The sequence below is a fragment of the Paenibacillus ehimensis NBRC 15659 genome (assembly GCF_004000785.1).
Lineage (GTDB): Bacteria > Bacillota > Bacilli > Paenibacillales > NBRC-103111 > Paenibacillus_G > Paenibacillus_G ehimensis.
Genome location: NZ_BILX01000005.1, coordinates 138422 through 153913 on the forward strand (window position 1 = coordinate 138422; position 15492 = coordinate 153913).

General features: G+C 54.8%; 16 protein-coding genes. 8 read left to right on the top strand and 8 right to left on the bottom strand.

Going from position 1 to position 15492, the window contains the following annotated elements; all coding sequences use genetic code 11:
* Positions 1–196: 196 nt before the first annotated feature.
* A complete protein-coding gene (locus PEH01S_RS04805; RefSeq protein WP_025844728.1) occupies positions 197–538 on the bottom strand; it encodes a hypothetical protein in 342 nt (113 codons plus the stop codon).
* Positions 539–1461: 923 nt separating this feature from the next.
* Here PEH01S_RS04805 and PEH01S_RS04810 point away from each other — a divergent pair.
* The 4 genes from PEH01S_RS04810 to PEH01S_RS04825 all read left to right on the top strand — a co-directional run bounded on the left by PEH01S_RS04810 (position 1462) and on the right by PEH01S_RS04825 (position 5338).
* Positions 1462–2265 carry a helix-turn-helix domain-containing protein gene (locus PEH01S_RS04810; RefSeq protein WP_127484137.1) on the top strand — a complete coding sequence of 268 codons (804 nt, stop codon included), beginning with the start codon at positions 1462–1464 and terminating at the stop codon, positions 2263–2265.
* 99 nt (positions 2266–2364) lie between these two features.
* Positions 2365–3327 carry an ABC transporter substrate-binding protein gene (locus PEH01S_RS04815; RefSeq protein ID WP_127484138.1) on the top strand — a complete coding sequence of 321 codons (963 nt, stop codon included), beginning with the start codon at positions 2365–2367 and terminating at the stop codon, positions 3325–3327.
* Between the two features lie 5 nt (positions 3328–3332).
* A complete protein-coding gene (locus PEH01S_RS04820) occupies positions 3333–4358 on the top strand; it encodes a FecCD family ABC transporter permease (RefSeq protein ID WP_127484139.1) in 1026 nt (341 codons plus the stop codon).
* Complete coding sequence (locus tag PEH01S_RS04825; protein ID WP_127484140.1) at positions 4355–5338, top strand: FecCD family ABC transporter permease; 984 nt, start codon at positions 4355–4357, stop codon at positions 5336–5338. The genes PEH01S_RS04820 and PEH01S_RS04825 overlap by 4 nt, the downstream gene beginning before the upstream one ends.
* Before the next feature lie 135 nt (positions 5339–5473).
* Here the strand turns inward: PEH01S_RS04825 and PEH01S_RS04830 are convergent, their stop codons facing one another.
* From PEH01S_RS04830 to PEH01S_RS04840, 3 genes are all read right to left on the bottom strand, one after another.
* Positions 5474–6079, bottom strand: coding sequence for a stalk domain-containing protein (locus tag PEH01S_RS04830; protein WP_127484141.1), 606 nt, complete (start codon positions 6077–6079; stop codon positions 5474–5476).
* 367 nt (positions 6080–6446) lie between these two features.
* Positions 6447–7646, bottom strand: coding sequence for a macrolide family glycosyltransferase (locus PEH01S_RS04835; protein WP_025844742.1), 1200 nt, complete (start codon positions 7644–7646; stop codon positions 6447–6449).
* A 194-nt stretch (positions 7647–7840) separates the two neighbouring features.
* Entirely contained in the window at positions 7841–8305 is a 465-nt protein-coding gene (locus PEH01S_RS04840; protein WP_025844744.1) for a YiaA/YiaB family inner membrane protein, read from the bottom strand.
* A gap of 261 nt (positions 8306–8566) precedes the next feature.
* Between PEH01S_RS04840 and PEH01S_RS04845 the strand changes: the two genes are divergently transcribed.
* The gene (locus PEH01S_RS04845) at positions 8567–9331 is read left to right on the top strand and encodes an SDR family oxidoreductase (protein WP_127484142.1); all 765 of its coding nucleotides are present in this window, start codon (positions 8567–8569) and stop codon (positions 9329–9331) included.
* An 82-nt stretch (positions 9332–9413) separates the two neighbouring features.
* Here PEH01S_RS04845 and PEH01S_RS04850 read toward each other — a convergent pair whose 3' ends face one another.
* Both PEH01S_RS04850 and PEH01S_RS04855 read right to left on the bottom strand, forming a co-directional pair.
* The gene (locus tag PEH01S_RS04850) at positions 9414–9707 is read right to left on the bottom strand and encodes a DUF6509 family protein (protein WP_127484143.1); all 294 of its coding nucleotides are present in this window, start codon (positions 9705–9707) and stop codon (positions 9414–9416) included.
* A gap of 123 nt (positions 9708–9830) precedes the next feature.
* Positions 9831–10898, bottom strand: coding sequence for a branched-chain amino acid aminotransferase (locus PEH01S_RS04855; RefSeq protein ID WP_127484144.1), 1068 nt, complete (start codon positions 10896–10898; stop codon positions 9831–9833).
* Positions 10899–11032: 134 nt separating this feature from the next.
* On the opposite strand from PEH01S_RS04855, the gene PEH01S_RS04860 reads away from it, so the two are divergent.
* Both PEH01S_RS04860 and PEH01S_RS04865 read left to right on the top strand, forming a co-directional pair.
* Positions 11033–11923, top strand: a complete 891-nt coding sequence (locus PEH01S_RS04860) for a LysR family transcriptional regulator (RefSeq protein WP_036712264.1) — start codon at positions 11033–11035, stop codon at positions 11921–11923.
* Positions 11924–12016: 93 nt separating this feature from the next.
* Positions 12017–12994 (top strand): quinone oxidoreductase family protein, encoded by a 978-nt coding sequence (locus tag PEH01S_RS04865; RefSeq protein ID WP_025844765.1) that lies wholly within the window; start codon positions 12017–12019, stop codon positions 12992–12994.
* 250 nt (positions 12995–13244) lie between these two features.
* Here the strand turns inward: PEH01S_RS04865 and PEH01S_RS04870 are convergent, their stop codons facing one another.
* Positions 13245–13880, bottom strand: coding sequence for a LysE family translocator (locus PEH01S_RS04870; RefSeq protein WP_127484145.1), 636 nt, complete (start codon positions 13878–13880; stop codon positions 13245–13247).
* Between the two features lie 163 nt (positions 13881–14043).
* On the opposite strand from PEH01S_RS04870, the gene hcp reads away from it, so the two are divergent.
* Positions 14044–15339, top strand: coding sequence for a hydroxylamine reductase (gene hcp / locus PEH01S_RS04875; RefSeq protein WP_025844769.1), 1296 nt, complete (start codon positions 14044–14046; stop codon positions 15337–15339).
* An 11-nt stretch (positions 15340–15350) separates the two neighbouring features.
* Here hcp and PEH01S_RS35770 read toward each other — a convergent pair whose 3' ends face one another.
* Entirely contained in the window at positions 15351–15482 is a 132-nt protein-coding gene (locus PEH01S_RS35770) for a hypothetical protein (RefSeq protein WP_275452126.1), read from the bottom strand.
* Positions 15483–15492 lie beyond the last annotated feature (10 nt).

Below are 15492 nucleotides of genomic sequence, written 5' to 3' on the forward strand. Positions count from 1 at the left end.
AATTCGGCCATATCCAGCTCGCGTTCTCGAAATTCCCGAGCTTATCCTCCGGCAGCGCGGGTTGTATGCGGCAGGGTGGATCAGTTCTATCGGTATCGTCCTGATGTCCATCTCGATCCCCCGTTGTGTTGAGTTGGTTTTCCGTACAAAATGAAAAAGCACCCCGGTTGGAGTGCTTAAATCTTTCCTTAAATTATTATTCACAAGTAACGTTATAATATTTAACTGTTTTTCCATCCTTTAGCTGAACCATCAAAGCTGTCCCTTCTTCTTCACCTGTAATATAAAACTTGCCGTTCTTCTTAGAGATCGAAGCACAAGCACTAGCTTCCGGGTCAGTTGCGGCAATATCATAATCGTAACCTTTTGCCGAGTACAATTCCTTTGTCTTGCCAACTTTTATAGTATACGGATCGGTGGGGATTTTTTTCTGGACGACATTATTTGACTGCGCTGCCGCTTGGGTGGCTGCTCCTTGAAAGCCTAATAATAGAGGGATAGCTAATACGGAAGCCACAACAAGATTTTTTACTTTCATAATCATAAACCTCCTATAATTTATGTTTCATGCATATCATACCTTTGTTGTTATTATTTGAGTGTATTTGGTATTAACCCGCAGAAAAACGGCATTATCTGGTGCAAAAATTGTCGCATGCCATGTAACTTCTTGTCGTTTGGCAATCTCTTTTTGATATACCCGTATTGAAATTTCGCATAGTGAAGCCATGAAAATCCGGCTTTGAAGCTTGTAACGATACATATCCATAGGTTAAATTGCTCTTCTGTATAAGCATCATCCACTCTGGCGCCTCCCCTGCCATCTTATGTATGAATGATCGCCCGGCACAAAAAAGAGCCGCCTGCGGCGACTCTTCTGCACGTATCCATCTTTGGTTCACTATCATCACGCCACGCCTTTCTGCAAATTTTCGGCCTTAGATCGGCCATGAACGGCCACAGCAGAACGGACATGTCTTATTCTTTCAGGACGATAAGGCCAAGCATTGCTAACCGGTCGATGGCTAACATCTGTATCCGCCGGCAATGACGATCGCTGTAACCCAGTTCAATAAGTTTTTGCCGGACTAACCGTTAGCTCATCTTGTCCAAGCATTTCCATAGAACTTCGGAGAGGTCCTGCGTATCCACCTTGGAGCGAATGGAAGCTCGCGTCACGCAAGTCTTGTCTACCCTAGACCAATCCAGCAGATAACCGCATTCCCGGCGAGCTGACGGATAAATTCTCTTTGCGCACGGCCATTGCCTTCCCGGAACCCTTCTCGCTGCCCGCTCTCCGAACGCCCGCCAGCTGCTCCGCTTTCCATCCTCCCCCTCTTGTATCTCCGCGTATAAATATGTCAATATCAATGGTAGCCAATGACCCGGAACCCGGGATCAGCGTCCGCTGACGGCGGTTTTTGCAACAGAAACTTTGACGGGAAGAAGGGCTGCGCCTTTATGCATTTTCAACAACTTACCGCAATGATTCCGGTATTCGAGACCGTCGAATCCGGCACGGCTTCCCGGCTCATCGATTGCGGTCCGGACATCCACCTGGTCATCATTGTCCTCTGCGGGCACGTTACTTTATCAGCCCAAGGCCAGGAGCCGGTCGTCGTCACGCAGGGCTTCGCCTGCCATCCGGCGCACGGCCCTTTCGACCTCCAGGTGCCGAAGACAAAGGAGGCCGAGTACGCCGTGGTCACCTACCGCGTATACCCGGAGAACAGCGCTTGGACGCTGCACGGCACGCTTCGCACGCACAGCGAAGTGAAGATCAAATACATGCTGGACGAGCTCATCCGCACCGCCGAGGAGATCCGCACCGACTCCGAAGACGAGGAAGCCGTGCAGCGGTTCAGAAAGCGTCTCATTCTGGAGCGGATCTTGTTTATCTTTCTGTACGAAACGCACATGAGACAAGAGGAGCCGTCATCCGACCTCGCCATCAAGGAATCCCTCTCCTATATCAACGAGCACTATATGCTGAAGCTTACCCTCCCGATGCTCGCCCAGCGGGCCGGAATGAGCGAAGGACATTACACGGTGCTGTTCAAAAAGCATACCGGAACGACAATGACCCACTATTTGCGCCGTCTCCGCATCCGGAAGGCGCAGCAGATGTTTCTGCAAACCCGTCTGCCCGCCAAAGAAATCGCGCAGCGGGTCGGCTTCGCGGACTATTTTCATTTCAGCCGTATTTTCAAGCAGGAAGTGGGCTGTTCCCCGACGGCCTTTCAACGAAACCGGTCAGAAATCTAAAAATATAACATGCTTCATCATAAAATTGGACATGGCCTAAGAACGAAGATGCGACTACAATAAGTGAGAATAATTATCATTATCATGGGGGATAGCAACATGCATCTTTGGATCAACCGCACACTCCGCACCACCTTGCTGCTCGTCTTCGTGCTCGCGCTTGCCGCTTGCGGCCAACCGGCTTCGAATCAAGCCCAACCGGGCCAAGCCGGCGGACCATCTTCCGCTCCCCAAGACGGGAAGATCACCGTGGAGGACGCGACCGGAACCGTCACCCTGCCGAAGAAGCCCGAGCGCGTCGTGACGATGGATTTCAGCTTCACCGATATGCTGGTGACGCTTGGCGTGCAGCCGGTCGGGATTGCCGACGACGGTGCGCCCGAGCTGTTCATGGACTCCGTCAAAAGCCAGCTGAAGCAATATACCTCCGTCGGGTCCCGCTACGAGCCGAATATCGAATTGATCAGCTCGCTGAAGCCCGACCTGATTATCGTCGATATTAACAAGCACAAAAATGCGCTGACCCAACTGAAAGCCATTGCGCCGATTCTCGTGCTGAACGATTTTCAACCCGATTACGACCAAATGCTGAAAAACTACATGATCGCCGCCAAAGCAGTCGGCAAGGAAGCGGAAGGGAAAAAGCGCCTGCAGGAGCATCAGGCGAAAATGGAGCAGGCCAAGAAACAAATCAGCCGCGCCTCTTTGACCGTGCTCCCGGCTGTCGTGAACCCGAAAGGCTTCTTCGCCCACTCGGACCACTCTTACACCGGCTCCATTGTGAAAATGCTGGGCTTCACCGATCCCGTTAAGAACGACGCCGCTTATCCGCAGCTGACCTTGGAGCAGCTTGTCGAAACGAACCCGCAAGCGCTGTTCCTGATGCCTACGGATAAAGTGACGATCGTGAATCAATGGGAAAGCAACCCGTTATGGAAAAAAATCGACGCCGTCGCGGGCAACAAAGTGTTTACGGTGGAACGGCGCGACTGGTCGCTGTCCCGCGGCATGCTCGGATCGGAGAAAATTGCGGAAGATATCGTGAAGCAATTGGGAGAATAACCTGAATGGATCGCATTGTCCAATCGATGAAGCAGCAGAGCCGGACCCGGTTTCTGCTCTTCCTTTTTTCCACTTCGGTTCTCATCTTGATTGTAGGATTGTTGTTCAGCTTGAAATGGGGACAGGCTCAGATCTCGTGGCGCACGCTTTATGAAGCGCTGACCTATCAAGCCCAGGACAAAAACCATCTCTATATCCAAACGCTGCGCTTGCCCCGCACGCTTACGGCATGCCTCATAGGCATGCTGCTGGCGTTGGCCGGGCTGCTGACCCAGCTTGCCACGAAAAACCCGCTGGCGTCTCCGCATGTGTTCGGCATTAACGCCGGGGCGTCCTTGGCCGTCGTGTTCGGTTTGCTGGCCATCGCGGAGCTGTCGATTTTCGGCTCGATGCTGTTCGCTTTTGCGGGGGCGGCGGCCGGGGCGCTGCTGGTCTGGTCGTTGACCGGCAACGAGCACAAGCAGTATGTCCGCTTGGCTTTGGCGGGGATTACGGTTCATTTCCTGCTCGCGTCCCTGACGGAAGGTCTCATTATCCTGAATCAGTATTCGACGGAGAGCATGATCTTCTGGCTCGTCGGGTCGGTGAATCAAGCGGGATGGCCGGAGTTACGCATGATCCTGCCCTTCTTCCTCGGCAGCCTGCTGCTGCTCGGCGTCATGCTCCCTTCCTTCCGCCTGCTGCTGATCGACGATGAGGTCGCGACGGGTTTGGGTCAACGGGTCGCGGTCGTCCGAGGCATCGCCGTGCTGCTCGTCCTGCTCATGGCCGGATCGGCGGTCGCGGTATGCGGGCCGATCGGGTTCGTCTGCCTGATCGTTCCCCACATCGCCCGCGCCTTGGCCGGCAGCCGTCTGGGCGTTCTGGTACCGCTCACCGCGCTGCTTGGCGGCTCGCTGCTCGTCTATGCCGACTTGCTCAGCCGCATGATCGCGTTTCCGTTCGAATCCCCCGTAGGCATTGTCACGGCGGTGATCGGCGGTCCGTTCTTCGTGTATTTGGCCCGGCGCAAAGGAGGGACCTATCGATGAGAAAAGGCATCGCTCTTGGCGTCGCATTGCTGATCATGCTCCTGTTAGCCGTGGTATCCATCACGGTCGGAGCCGTCTCCGTCCCCGTGCGGGATATCGGACCGAGCTTGCTGTCCGCCAATGGCCCGTTTTATTTTATCGTTCATGAGGTTCGGCTGCCGCGGGTGATCGTCGGCATTCTGGCAGGCTTCGGGCTTGCGGTCAGCGGCGTCATCCTCCAAAGCCTGGTCCGCAATCCGCTCGCCAGTCCCGACGTGATCGGGATTACGAAAGGAGCCGGATTGTCGGCGGCGGCGGTCATCTTCCTGTTTCCCCAATCGCCGGGGTACGTCATTCCAGCGGCGGCTTTCGCCGGAGCGCTGGGGGCCTTTGTGATCCTCACACTGCTGAGCCGCAGATTGACGTTAAGTACCGCTTCTCTGGCTCTGGTCGGTGTAGCCGTCGGCGCCGTCTTTCAGGCCGGCATCCAGTACTTGATCGTGACTCACCCGACCAACGTCAACATGGCGCTGCTGTGGATGTCGGGCAGCCTGTGGAGCCGGGGCTGGCGGGAAGTATTTTCCCTCCTGCCTTGGATCGCCGTGCTCCTGCCGCTCGCCTGGGGGAGCTTCGCGAAGCTGAATGTGTTTCAATTGGGGGATGAAACGAGCGCTTCCCTCGGCTTGAACGTCGTTCGTCAGCGCTTCTGGCTCTTGCTGTTGGCGGTCGCTCTCGCCGGGATCTCCGTCTCGGCGGTCGGGGCCATCGGGTTCGTCGGCCTGATCGCGCCGCATATGGCCCGCAGCCTCGTCGGCGGCCGGCACCAGTGGCTCATTCCGCTCGCCGCGCTTATCGGAGCCGATCTGATGCTGCTCGGCGATTGCCTCGGCCGCATTATCGTCATTCCGCGGGAAGTGCCGGTCGGCATCATGACCGCGATCATCGGCGCACCCTATTTCGTCTATTTGCTGCGCAAAGAACGCGTACGGAGGCTGCGGTAATACGCTAGCAACCTTGTAACCTCGAAAAAAAGTTAACCCCTGCCTATCGAAGCTATGGCATGCTGCCATGCTTTGACGTGCAGGGGTTTTCGTATCGAATGGCACAATACGGATTGTGCGGTTAAAGCTTATAGGTTACTTGATGGAGACGCGGTAGTAGTAATCTTGGGCGAACGTCTTCTTCACGTCCGCCTCCGGGCCATAAGGAAGTCTTATTTTAGAGGTAGACACCTTCGCCTTGTGTGTGCCCTTCTTGGTATTCAGCAATTGAGTCCCGCTGGCAATGACAACGTGATCTTTACTCAACATTTCCAGCACGACGACAGGCTCGCGGGTCAGATCTTTTTTCACCGTATAGGCTACATCCACTTCGATGCCAGCCAGGTATTCTTGATCCCATTGGCTAATGAGTTCATAATTCGGTGCGACCGAGATCAAATCTACTTCTTCGTTGCGGATAAGCGGGTAAGATTCTTTCGGAAGCTCGAATTCGATCGTGCTGTTTTCGCCGTTCCATTTCACTTCGTAGCCGAGCGCTTCGCTGAGAACACGCAGCGGCACGTAAGTTTTTTCGTTGTAGATGAGCGGGGTGTCCGCTGATGTATCAATGGCCCGGCCCTTCACCAGCAATGTCAGATGCGACGCCAAGTTCGCCGTAACTTGCGTGCTGGCGGCCCATACTGTCATAGGGACAAGCAGGCAGATGATAAGAACCAGGGAAACGACTAATTTTTTCTTCACGTGATGACCTCCTGGGTGTGCAAACGTAGTATGAAAACGACAACAATTATTGTCTTCGATTGGCCTTTCTTCGGAAAGGGGCCGGAATGCTTAATTATCCATGATCCAGGAACCAAATGGATAAGCAATTTTTGTCGAAATTTGTCTATTTTTTATCGGAGCAGTAATTCAAAACAGGACGGTATAGGGCAAGATTCGCAAACAATGCTGTTTAGAAGGTTAGCCGTATAAGAAAATCGAGTTCATCCGTATCCTAAAAGGAGCCTTCACCGCTGGGAACGGTAATGGAAAAGTAAAAAAAGAGCTTCCCGACGACAACGGAAAAGCTCCTTTTCGCATGAGTGCAGTAACCCTTTCTTCCAACGTCTTACCCCACTTTTACCCGCGAGACATACTTGATAATCTCGTCCGCCGCTTGCCGGGCGCCGCCTGCTGAACGCAGCGATTCGCCGATCCGGGCTGCCGCTTCGCGGTAGGAAGGCGTCTCGAGCACCCGGTTCACCGTATCGCGCAGCAGCTCGACTGTCAGCTCCGTTTTCTCAAGCGCGACGCCCGCTCCGAGCTCGGCGACTCGTCCGGCTACCCTCGGTTGATCGGCCCCCTGCGGGACCAGCACCAGCGGCAGTCCATGCGACAAACCTTCGTTCGTGCTGTTCATGCCCCCGTGGGTAACGAATAAACGGGCATGCTGAAGCACTTCAAGCTGCGGAACATAAGGACGGACGATAAAATTGTCCGGGATGGCGCCGAGCGACTCGATCTCGGTCTCCCGACCGACCGACATTACGATCGTATGGCCGGAACCGCCGAACGCTTTGAAGCAATTTCGGTAAAAGTTATCGTCCTTGTTGAACGCCGTGCCCAGCGAAATGTAAATGACGGATTTCCCCGCGAGCTCAGGCATCTCGGGCTCAGCCTGCAGACGTGCGGACACGGAAGGTCCGACAAATTTGTAGCTATCGTCAAAATCGTCCCCATTGGGCTGGAACAATCGGGAGGTATAGACGATCGTCAGCGGCGCAGGGTTGAAGAACGCCTCATACGGCGATTGGACGACGTAGCCGTAGTCGCGCCGGAGCTTGGCCGTCAACCGGTCGAAGTCCGCTTGCGCCTGCTCAATCGGGATGGAAGGTGCTTCGTCAGCCAGATGGTCCATAAAATGCTTAAAATGCGCTTCCGTCAGCGCAAAAGACGAGCTGGAGTTGATCGCCGGCAGCTGGAGCAAATGAGCCATCAGCCGCCCGCCCCCGAACATGGTGTCGTGTATGATGTAATCGAACGGTTTGGCTTTGGCCTCTTCCAGGACATAAGGAACAAGAGCATCCGCCCCTTCCAGCATACCGTTGACTCGGCCGAGCGGGTGTATGTCATGCCTCAAAAACCCGTCGAAGAAACGGAAAAAATCGTAGGCCCGCACCTCGGCTCCTACCTTCTCCAAGCGCTCCCGGAAATACTCCGTCGTGAAATAAACAACCTCGTTTCCTCGCTGAACCAGCTCCTGCACGACGCTTACCGTCGGGTTCACATGGCCTTCCGCCCCGCCATTCATAAATAAAATACGTGCCACGATTCATTCAGCCTCCTTCGCCCCTTATGATTTGGAACTATATTCCATATTATCATTTTTTCATCTCAGATGGGAAATGCCAAAGGATTCATGTTTCGTGACCCAAACCCGGGAAGCCGCCGCCGGCTTAACCTTGTGCGAAAATTGGAAAAACCCGCCTATGTACAGACGGGTTTAAACATACAGCAATTCAATTATCCATTCAGATTTTGGTTATCCAAAATCTCTTTATCTTCAGCGTTATCGCGGGTTACTTTTTGTACTCCGATCGCACTATAAGAGATCAGCAGCATAACGGCAATGTAGTAGCCTTTGACATTCAATTCGAACGGTGCGTTAAACAAACCGATGAAAAACATTGCGAATCCGATGACCAACCCTGCGACCGCCATTCCTGTAAAAGCGGGAGTGTTGCGCATGCGGTGCTTTGGGTTTTCGTTTCTTAGCTCCTTGTCCTCCGCATTGTCCCTGACGACCTTTTGGGTCGCGATACTGGTGATAATGATTAAGAACATGCATAACAGGTAGTACCCTTTTACGTTTAATTCCCAATCCGCATTGTAGATGCCGAGACAATATAAGAATATACCTGCGGCCAGCGCGAAGTAAGAAGCTGCGGTAAAAGCTGCGGTGTTACGTTTTTGATACTTTGGGTACATGGGCGGACACTCCTCTTAAGGTTACGAACGACTCATAGGCGGATCTTTCGTTCGTCGTTTTTGGTTGTCTTTTACAGATATATTAGCTTACCGAATCCAATGTGAAAAGGCTTATTTTCGTCTAGTACTCTTAATTTTTCATCAAGTCCAAAACAGCCCCGCAGATGACGGAACGCCAAGTCCGAATGACAGAGCAACATTTCAAATACCGCCTTATGTTATAACTAATCATGAATTCCAGACAAACAAGGAGATGAAGACATGAAGAAGTTGACAGGCAAAATCGCTTTGGTCACGGGTGCGAGCCGGGGAATCGGCCGCGGCATCGCATTGCGTCTGGCACAGGAAGGCGCATTGGTCGCGGTACACTATGGCAAAAGCCAAAAGGAAGCGGAGGATGTCGTTCATCAGATTGAACAAAGCGGGGGTACCGCGTTTGCGATCGGCGCCGAGTTGACTACGCTTAACGGCATTCATGATTTATATACGAGATTGGATGAAGCCCTTCGGACACGCACGGGCGACCATCGGTTTGATATTCTTGTGAATAACGCCGGAATCGGACAGATTCTGACCATTGAAGAGACGACGGAAGCCTCGTTCGACGAAGTGATGAACATCAATGTGAAAGCGCCGCTTTTTGTGATCCAGCAAGCTTTGCCGCGTCTGATCGACGGAGGCCGGGTTATCAATCTCTCGTCGTTTGTTACCCGTGTGGCCTCTCCTACCGTGTTCACTTATAGCCTATCGAAGGGCGCGGTCGATACCCTCACACTCGCCTTGGCCCGTCATCTGGGCAGCCGCAACATTACGGTGAACGCGATCCAGCCCGGCATTATTAATACCGAGATGAATTCCCGGACGCTGCAGGATCCCCATGGACGGAAATATGCCGCCGGTCTTTCCACTTTTAACAGGTGGGGGGAGCCCGAAGATGTGGCGGATGTTGCCGCCTTCCTTGCCTCTTCGGACAGCCGGTGGATAACCGGTCAATTGATCGATGTAAGCGGCGGGTCCCATCTGTAAATTACTGGATCAACGGGAATGAAACCGTCACGCAAAAAAAACGCCGACGTTATTACGCCGCGCGCTTTTTTCCCTGCATTTCTTACTCCGATTCCCCGACATGCTCCTGACAGAAAGCTTTGACCACTTCCAGTTCGTCGTCTTCCAATTCAAAATCAAGCAACTGCTCCGTCGTCCGCTCGAAAATTTCGTGCTTCACGATGCCAGCCTGGTTTTCTTCCACGCCGTAAATGACCCGGACATATAACCCCTGCTCGGAGTACAGCTCGTCATCCTCTTCAACTTCGATATCCAGCAGAAACTCGTACCGTTTGCCGGACAAAATGCCGAATGGGTCTTTCACCAGCTCTACGCTGTAACCGGTAATGGTGAACATGGTATCATCCTTTCTCAACCGCCGAACCTTTATTCCGAACCTTTATATTATACACGAAATTCAGAGAAAGGCTTTATGCCGCCGATGAGAAATGAACCATGACCAGTTCAAGCCGTTCCGAAATTACACCTGCACCATCCAGCCGAGCTTATCTTCGAGCTTCCCGCTCTGGATGCCGGTGAGCGTCTCGTACAGCTTCGCGGACAGCTCGCCGGTTTCGCCGCCGTTGATGACCAGCTTCTCGCCGCGCCAGTTCAGCTCGCCGATCGGGGAGATGACCGCTGCCGTGCCCGTACCGAACGCCTCTTCGAGCGTGCCTGCCCGGTGCGCTTCGTACAGCTCCTCGATGCTGACCGGACGCTCTTCGACCGGAACGCCCCAGCTTTGCAGCAATTGAATCATCGAATCCCGGGTGATCCCTTTCAGAATGCTGCCGTTCAGCGCCGGAGTGATGACCTTCCCGCCTACCTTGAAAAAGACGTTCATGCTCCCGACTTCTTCCACGTACTTCTTATGCACGCCGTCGAGCCACAGCACCTGCGAATACCCTTCCAGCGCGGCTTCCTCCTGCGCCTTGAGACTTGCGGCGTAGTTCCCGGCTGTCTTCGCGCTGCCGGTTCCGCCAGGGACGGCGCGGACGAATTCCGACTCGACATGGATTTTGACCGGGCGGATGCCTTCGGCATAGTACGCTCCGACCGGCGACATGATGATCATGAAAATATACCGTTTCGAAGCGGCTACGCCCAGTACGGGTTCTGTCGCAATGACGAACGGACGAATATACAGCGAGGTGCCTTCAACGCTCGGTACCCAGTCCCGGTCCGTTTGGACCAGCTTCTTCAGACCTTCCAGCGCCAGCTCCTCGTCCAGATGCGGAATGCTCATCCGGTCGTTCGAATGGTTCAAGCGCTTGAAGTTTTGATCCGGACGGAACACCAGAATGCGGCCGTCCTCCGTACGATACGCTTTCAGCCCTTCGAATACCGTCTGACCGTAATGAAACACTTTCGCCGCCGGGTCCAGGCTGATCGACTGGTACGGCACGACACGGGGAGAATGCCATCCGCGGCCTTCCTCATAATCCAGCATAAACATGTGGTCCGTGAATACGGTTCCAAATCCGATTCGGCTGACATCGGGCTTTTGTTTTGGGGCCTGAGTCAGCTCCACTTCGATCGTAAGAGCCATTCTTCGCATCTCCTCTTTTTAAAGGTTATTCTTATCGTATTAGTTGAATGGTATCAGTTCTTCCGATATATTGAAAATATCTGTTTTATTGGAGAACGATACCTATAAGGTATGAATGAAGGGAGCGGCCCGGGATGGACTTGCGTCAGCTGAGATACTTTTTGGCCATTGTGAAGGAAGGGCAAATAACGCGCGCGGCCAAGGCGCTGAACATGGAGCAGCCCCCGCTCAGCCGGCAGCTCAAGCTGATGGAGGAGGAGCTCGGGGTGACCTTGTTCGACCGGGACGGCAAACGGCTGCGGCTGACGCACGCCGGGGAGCTGCTGCGGCAGAAGGCGGAAAGCCTGCTGCATCAGTTCAACGAGTCGATGCAGGAAGTGAAGGAGCTGGACGAGAGCGTCCAAGGCGTGCTGTCCATCGGCGCGGTCGTCTCGTGCATCTCGCTTCTGCCCCAGCGCATCGAGACGTTCCGGGAGAAGTACCCGGAGGTGACTTTTCGGATCTGGGAGGGCGATCATTTCCTCCTCGGCGAGCAATTGGAGAAGCGCAGCATTGAGCTGATCGTCGCCCGGCTCCCTTTCGAGGCTTCCTCCGAGTCGCAGTCATATGCGGTACGGCCGCTGCCCTCCGATCCGTTCGTCGTCGTCATCCCCGGCAAGTGGCTGCCGGACCCGGCACAGGAGACGATCCGCATGCAGGAGCTGGCGGACTTCCCGTTTCTGACGCTCAAAACGGACCGGACGACCGGCATGCACGACCGTGTGGTTACCGAGTGCCGCCGTCACGGCTTCGAGCCGCGCATCATCTGCGAGTGCTCCAGCGTCGCGGTCATCATCGCTATGGTCGCGGCCGGCCTCGGGGCGACGGTGCTGCCCAAGTCGGTCATGACGGCGTTCCCTCTCCCGTCGATCCGGACGCTTCCGCTGTCCGATGCCGATTTTCAATCCGACGTCGGCATTCTGTGGCTGAATAACCGTTATTTGTCCAAAACCGCCCGCCGCTTTATCGATCATTTTCTGGAGTAGCGGCCGATCGCCTTCGCCTCACCCAATAAAGGAATTTCCCGGCGGTCCGGCGAAGTCTTCCTTGTCATCTGCTCACAGAGGAGGAAGCAACCCATGAAAGCCATTCAGGTAACGCAATTCGGCGGTCCGGAGCACATGAGCTACACGGACGTCGATATGCCGGTCATCGGCCCGAACCAAGTGTTGATCCGCGTGGAGACGACCAGCGTCAACTTCGCCGATATCAAGTCGAGATACGGGAAAAAGGGCGGGACCCTTCCGTTCATTCCGGGACTGGATGCTGCGGGAACGATCGAGCAAGTCGGGTCCGAGGTCCGGCGGCTGCAGGTTGGACAGCGCGTCATCGCTTTTCCTCACCATGGCTCTTATGCCGAATATATCGCGGCGGACGAAAATCTGACGTTCGCTATCCCGGACAGCCTTAGCTTCGATACGGCGGCCGCCTGTCCGATCGTTTCGTTCCTTTCGTATAAGCTGCTCGCGGACATTGCCAGACTGGAGCCGGGCGAGACCGTCCTGATCCACGCGGCGGCGGGCGGCGTCGGCACGACGGCCATCCAGCTGGCGAAGCTCCTGGGTGCGGGAAAAGTGATCGGAACCGTCGGCAGCGAGAGCAAGGCGGGCATCGCTTTGGAGGCGGGCGCGGATCATGTGCTCTCATATGCACAGGGGGATTTTGCCGCGAAGGTCAACGACCTGACGAATGGGGAAGGCGTCAACGTCGTTCTGGACTCGATAGCGGGTACCGTGACGGAGCAAAGCCTGCTCTGCCTGGCTCCCTACGGCCGTCTGGTCCATTTCGGCAATTCGGGCGGTCCGGCGGGGAACATCAAGACCTCGGACCTGCATGCGAGCTGCCGCTCCGTCCTCGGATTCAGCTTGGGCACAACCCGGAGCAAACGCCCCCACCTGCTGCGCGGAGTCGCCGAGCGGGTGCTGCCGTACTTGGCCGACGGCCGTTTGACGATCAAAATCGGCGCACGCTTTCCATTGGCCGAAGCCGCCAAAGCCCACGAATGGGTGGAAAGCCGCCAAAGCACGGGGAAGGTGCTGCTCGACGTCAGAAGCTAGTCCAATTGACACCCTAAAAGTGCTGTTGATAACGCGAATTATTTGATGGCCCTTTCAATAGTTATGCACAAACTTATGCACATATTATCCACTTTATCCACAATGCACGAAAAATCGCGCTTTCCCTAACCATGAAAAAGATCGTCTTCCGCCAACCCTTGCGGCCGGAGACGATCTTTTTGTTGGTTGGTGAAAATCAAGCGTTGATTTTAGTCATCCTTTATTCTTGATGGACATTTGCGTTATGCGGTCAGTTGGAGATTTTGGCGCGGAACAGGTTGGCTCCCATCAGGATGAACACGCCGCCGGTGATCCGGTTCAGCCACAGGCCGATCTTGGGGTTCTTCCTTAGCTTTCCCGTCGCGAACGCTGCGAGATAAGAAAGGAGACTGCTCCACAGCATGCCGATGAAAATAAACGTCGCGCCAAGAATCGCGAACGGCACCGGACTATGAACCTGATTGTCCACAAACTGGGGAAGGAAGGCGATAAAGAACAACGCGACCTTCGGATTCGTTACATTTGTAATCATGCCCTGGACAAAAATTTTGCGCGTGCTCATCAGCTCCACCGATCCGGAGTCCGGTACAATGGCGGAGGACTTCGACAAAATCATCGTAATCCCGAGATAGATCAGATAGGCGACCCCGATCATTTTGATGACCGTAAACAGCAATAGCGATTTCGCCAAAAGAAAAGATAACCCCAGCGCCGCGAGCAGCGTGTGGATAAGCGTACCCGCCGCAATCCCCATGGTGGACCAAATGCCCGCTCTTCTGCCCTGCGCCACGCTTCTGGCAATGATGTACATCGTATCCGAGCCCGGGGTCATGATAAGCAAGATTCCTGCGACTACAAACAAGAAATAATGATGAATGCCAAACACGCTCGTACGCTCCTTTACGTCAATAAGTAATGAAGGTTGCCGCCCGCGGCGGACTCGGATGTTGCGACTTTGCCACGATTGATGTGCTTCCAATCACACTTTGCCGCGCTTCCTCGTGTTACGCTTTTTACATAGCAAATCAAACGTAACGGAGGGATTCGCGATGTTCTGTTATCAATGTGAACAGACCCCGACAGGCGGCTGTAAGGTGATCGGCGTATGCGGCAAAGATGAAACGATTGCAAGCTTGCAGGATACGATGATTTTCGCTTTGAAAGGCATTGCCGCCTATGCCACGCATGCAAGACAGCTTGGTTACTCCGACCCGGAGGTCGACCGGATTACGCACGAGGCGTTGTACATGACGCTGACGAACTCCAACTTCAACCTGCAGGAGCATATCGACATGGCCATGAAGGTCGGCTCGGCGGCCGTCCGGATCATGGATGTGCTGGACCGGGCGCATACGACCCACTTCGGCATCCCGCAGCCCGTGGCCGTGCCGCAGAACAGCATCGAAGGGCATGCCATCGTCGTGACCGGGCATAACCTGTACGCTTTGGAGGAGCTGCTCAAGCAGACCGAGGGAAAAGGGATCAACATTTACACGCACTCCGAGATGCTCCCTGCCCACGGCTATCCGAAGCTGAAGCAGTATTCGCACTTGAAGGGCAACATCGGTAAAGCCTGGTACGACCAGCGCCGCCTGTTCGAGAAGTTCCCGGGCGCCATCCTGGCGACCACGAACTGTGTCATGCCGATCAAGGGCACCTACGCCGACCGGTTCTTCTCCTATGATATCGCGGGTCTGGAAGGGGTTACAAAAATCGTCAACGACGATTTCACCCCGCTGATCGAAAAAGCCTTGTCGCTGCCGGAAGCCCACATCGAATCGGATCAGACGCTGATCACCGGCTACCATCACGAGACCGTGATCGGCCTGGCCCCGGAGATCATTCAAGCGGTCAAAGCGGGCAAAATCAAACGCTTCTTCGTCATCGCCGGCTGCGACGCCCCGGGAAGCGGCGGCGAATATTACCGCGAGCTCGCCACCTCGCTGCCTAACGATACCGTGATCCTGACCACATCCTGCGGCAAATTCCGCTTCAACGACGTGGATTACGGCACCGTGGCCGATACGGGCATCCCGCGCTATATCGATTTGGGCCAGTGCAACAACTCCGGCTCCACGGTCAAAATCGCCCTGGCGCTCGCCGACGCCTTCGGATGCAGCGTGAACGACCTGCCGGTCAGCATCGTGCTCTCCTGGTTCGAGCAAAAGGCGGTCGCGATCCTTCTCGGCCTGTTCAGCCTCGGCATCAAAGATATCCGCATCGGCCCGAAGCCGCCGGAATTCATCAATCCGGGCGTCATGAACGTGCTTGTCGACACGTTCGGACTGAAGCTGATCGGCAACGCTCAAGACGATATGAAAGAAATGCTGTCGCTTTCTCACTAAGGAAGCCAAACCTAAAGAAGCCCCGGCAGCACCCTGCTGCGGCTAACGAAGCTCATATGGCGCAGAGGATTAAACGCGGGCGCGGGCGTCTTGGAAATCAGTTTCAAGGCGTCGGCGCTCTTTTCCCATTCCTTGACCGGCAACCAGGCCCTC

What these genes read in the sequence shown, in the direction of transcription:
- PEH01S_RS04805 (WP_025844728.1), bottom strand. Translation starts at nt 538, where the DNA reads ATGAAAGTAAAAAATCTTGTTGTGGCTTCCGTATTAGCTATCCCTCTA.
- PEH01S_RS04810 (WP_127484137.1), top strand. Translation starts at nt 1,462, where the DNA reads ATGCATTTTCAACAACTTACCGCAATGATTCCGGTATTCGAGACCGTC.
- PEH01S_RS04815 (WP_127484138.1), top strand. Translation starts at nt 2,365, where the DNA reads ATGCATCTTTGGATCAACCGCACACTCCGCACCACCTTGCTGCTCGTC.
- PEH01S_RS04820 (WP_127484139.1), top strand. Translation starts at nt 3,333, where the DNA reads ATGGATCGCATTGTCCAATCGATGAAGCAGCAGAGCCGGACCCGGTTT.
- PEH01S_RS04825 (WP_127484140.1), top strand. Translation starts at nt 4,355, where the DNA reads ATGAGAAAAGGCATCGCTCTTGGCGTCGCATTGCTGATCATGCTCCTG.
- PEH01S_RS04840 (WP_025844744.1), bottom strand. Translation starts at nt 8,305, where the DNA reads ATGTACCCAAAGTATCAAAAACGTAACACCGCAGCTTTTACCGCAGCT.
- PEH01S_RS04845 (WP_127484142.1), top strand. Translation starts at nt 8,567, where the DNA reads ATGAAGAAGTTGACAGGCAAAATCGCTTTGGTCACGGGTGCGAGCCGG.
- PEH01S_RS04850 (WP_127484143.1), bottom strand. Translation starts at nt 9,707, where the DNA reads ATGTTCACCATTACCGGTTACAGCGTAGAGCTGGTGAAAGACCCATTC.
- PEH01S_RS04855 (WP_127484144.1), bottom strand. Translation starts at nt 10,898, where the DNA reads ATGGCTCTTACGATCGAAGTGGAGCTGACTCAGGCCCCAAAACAAAAG.
- PEH01S_RS04860 (WP_036712264.1), top strand. Translation starts at nt 11,033, where the DNA reads ATGGACTTGCGTCAGCTGAGATACTTTTTGGCCATTGTGAAGGAAGGG.
- PEH01S_RS04865 (WP_025844765.1), top strand. Translation starts at nt 12,017, where the DNA reads ATGAAAGCCATTCAGGTAACGCAATTCGGCGGTCCGGAGCACATGAGC.
- hcp (WP_025844769.1), top strand. Translation starts at nt 14,044, where the DNA reads ATGTTCTGTTATCAATGTGAACAGACCCCGACAGGCGGCTGTAAGGTG.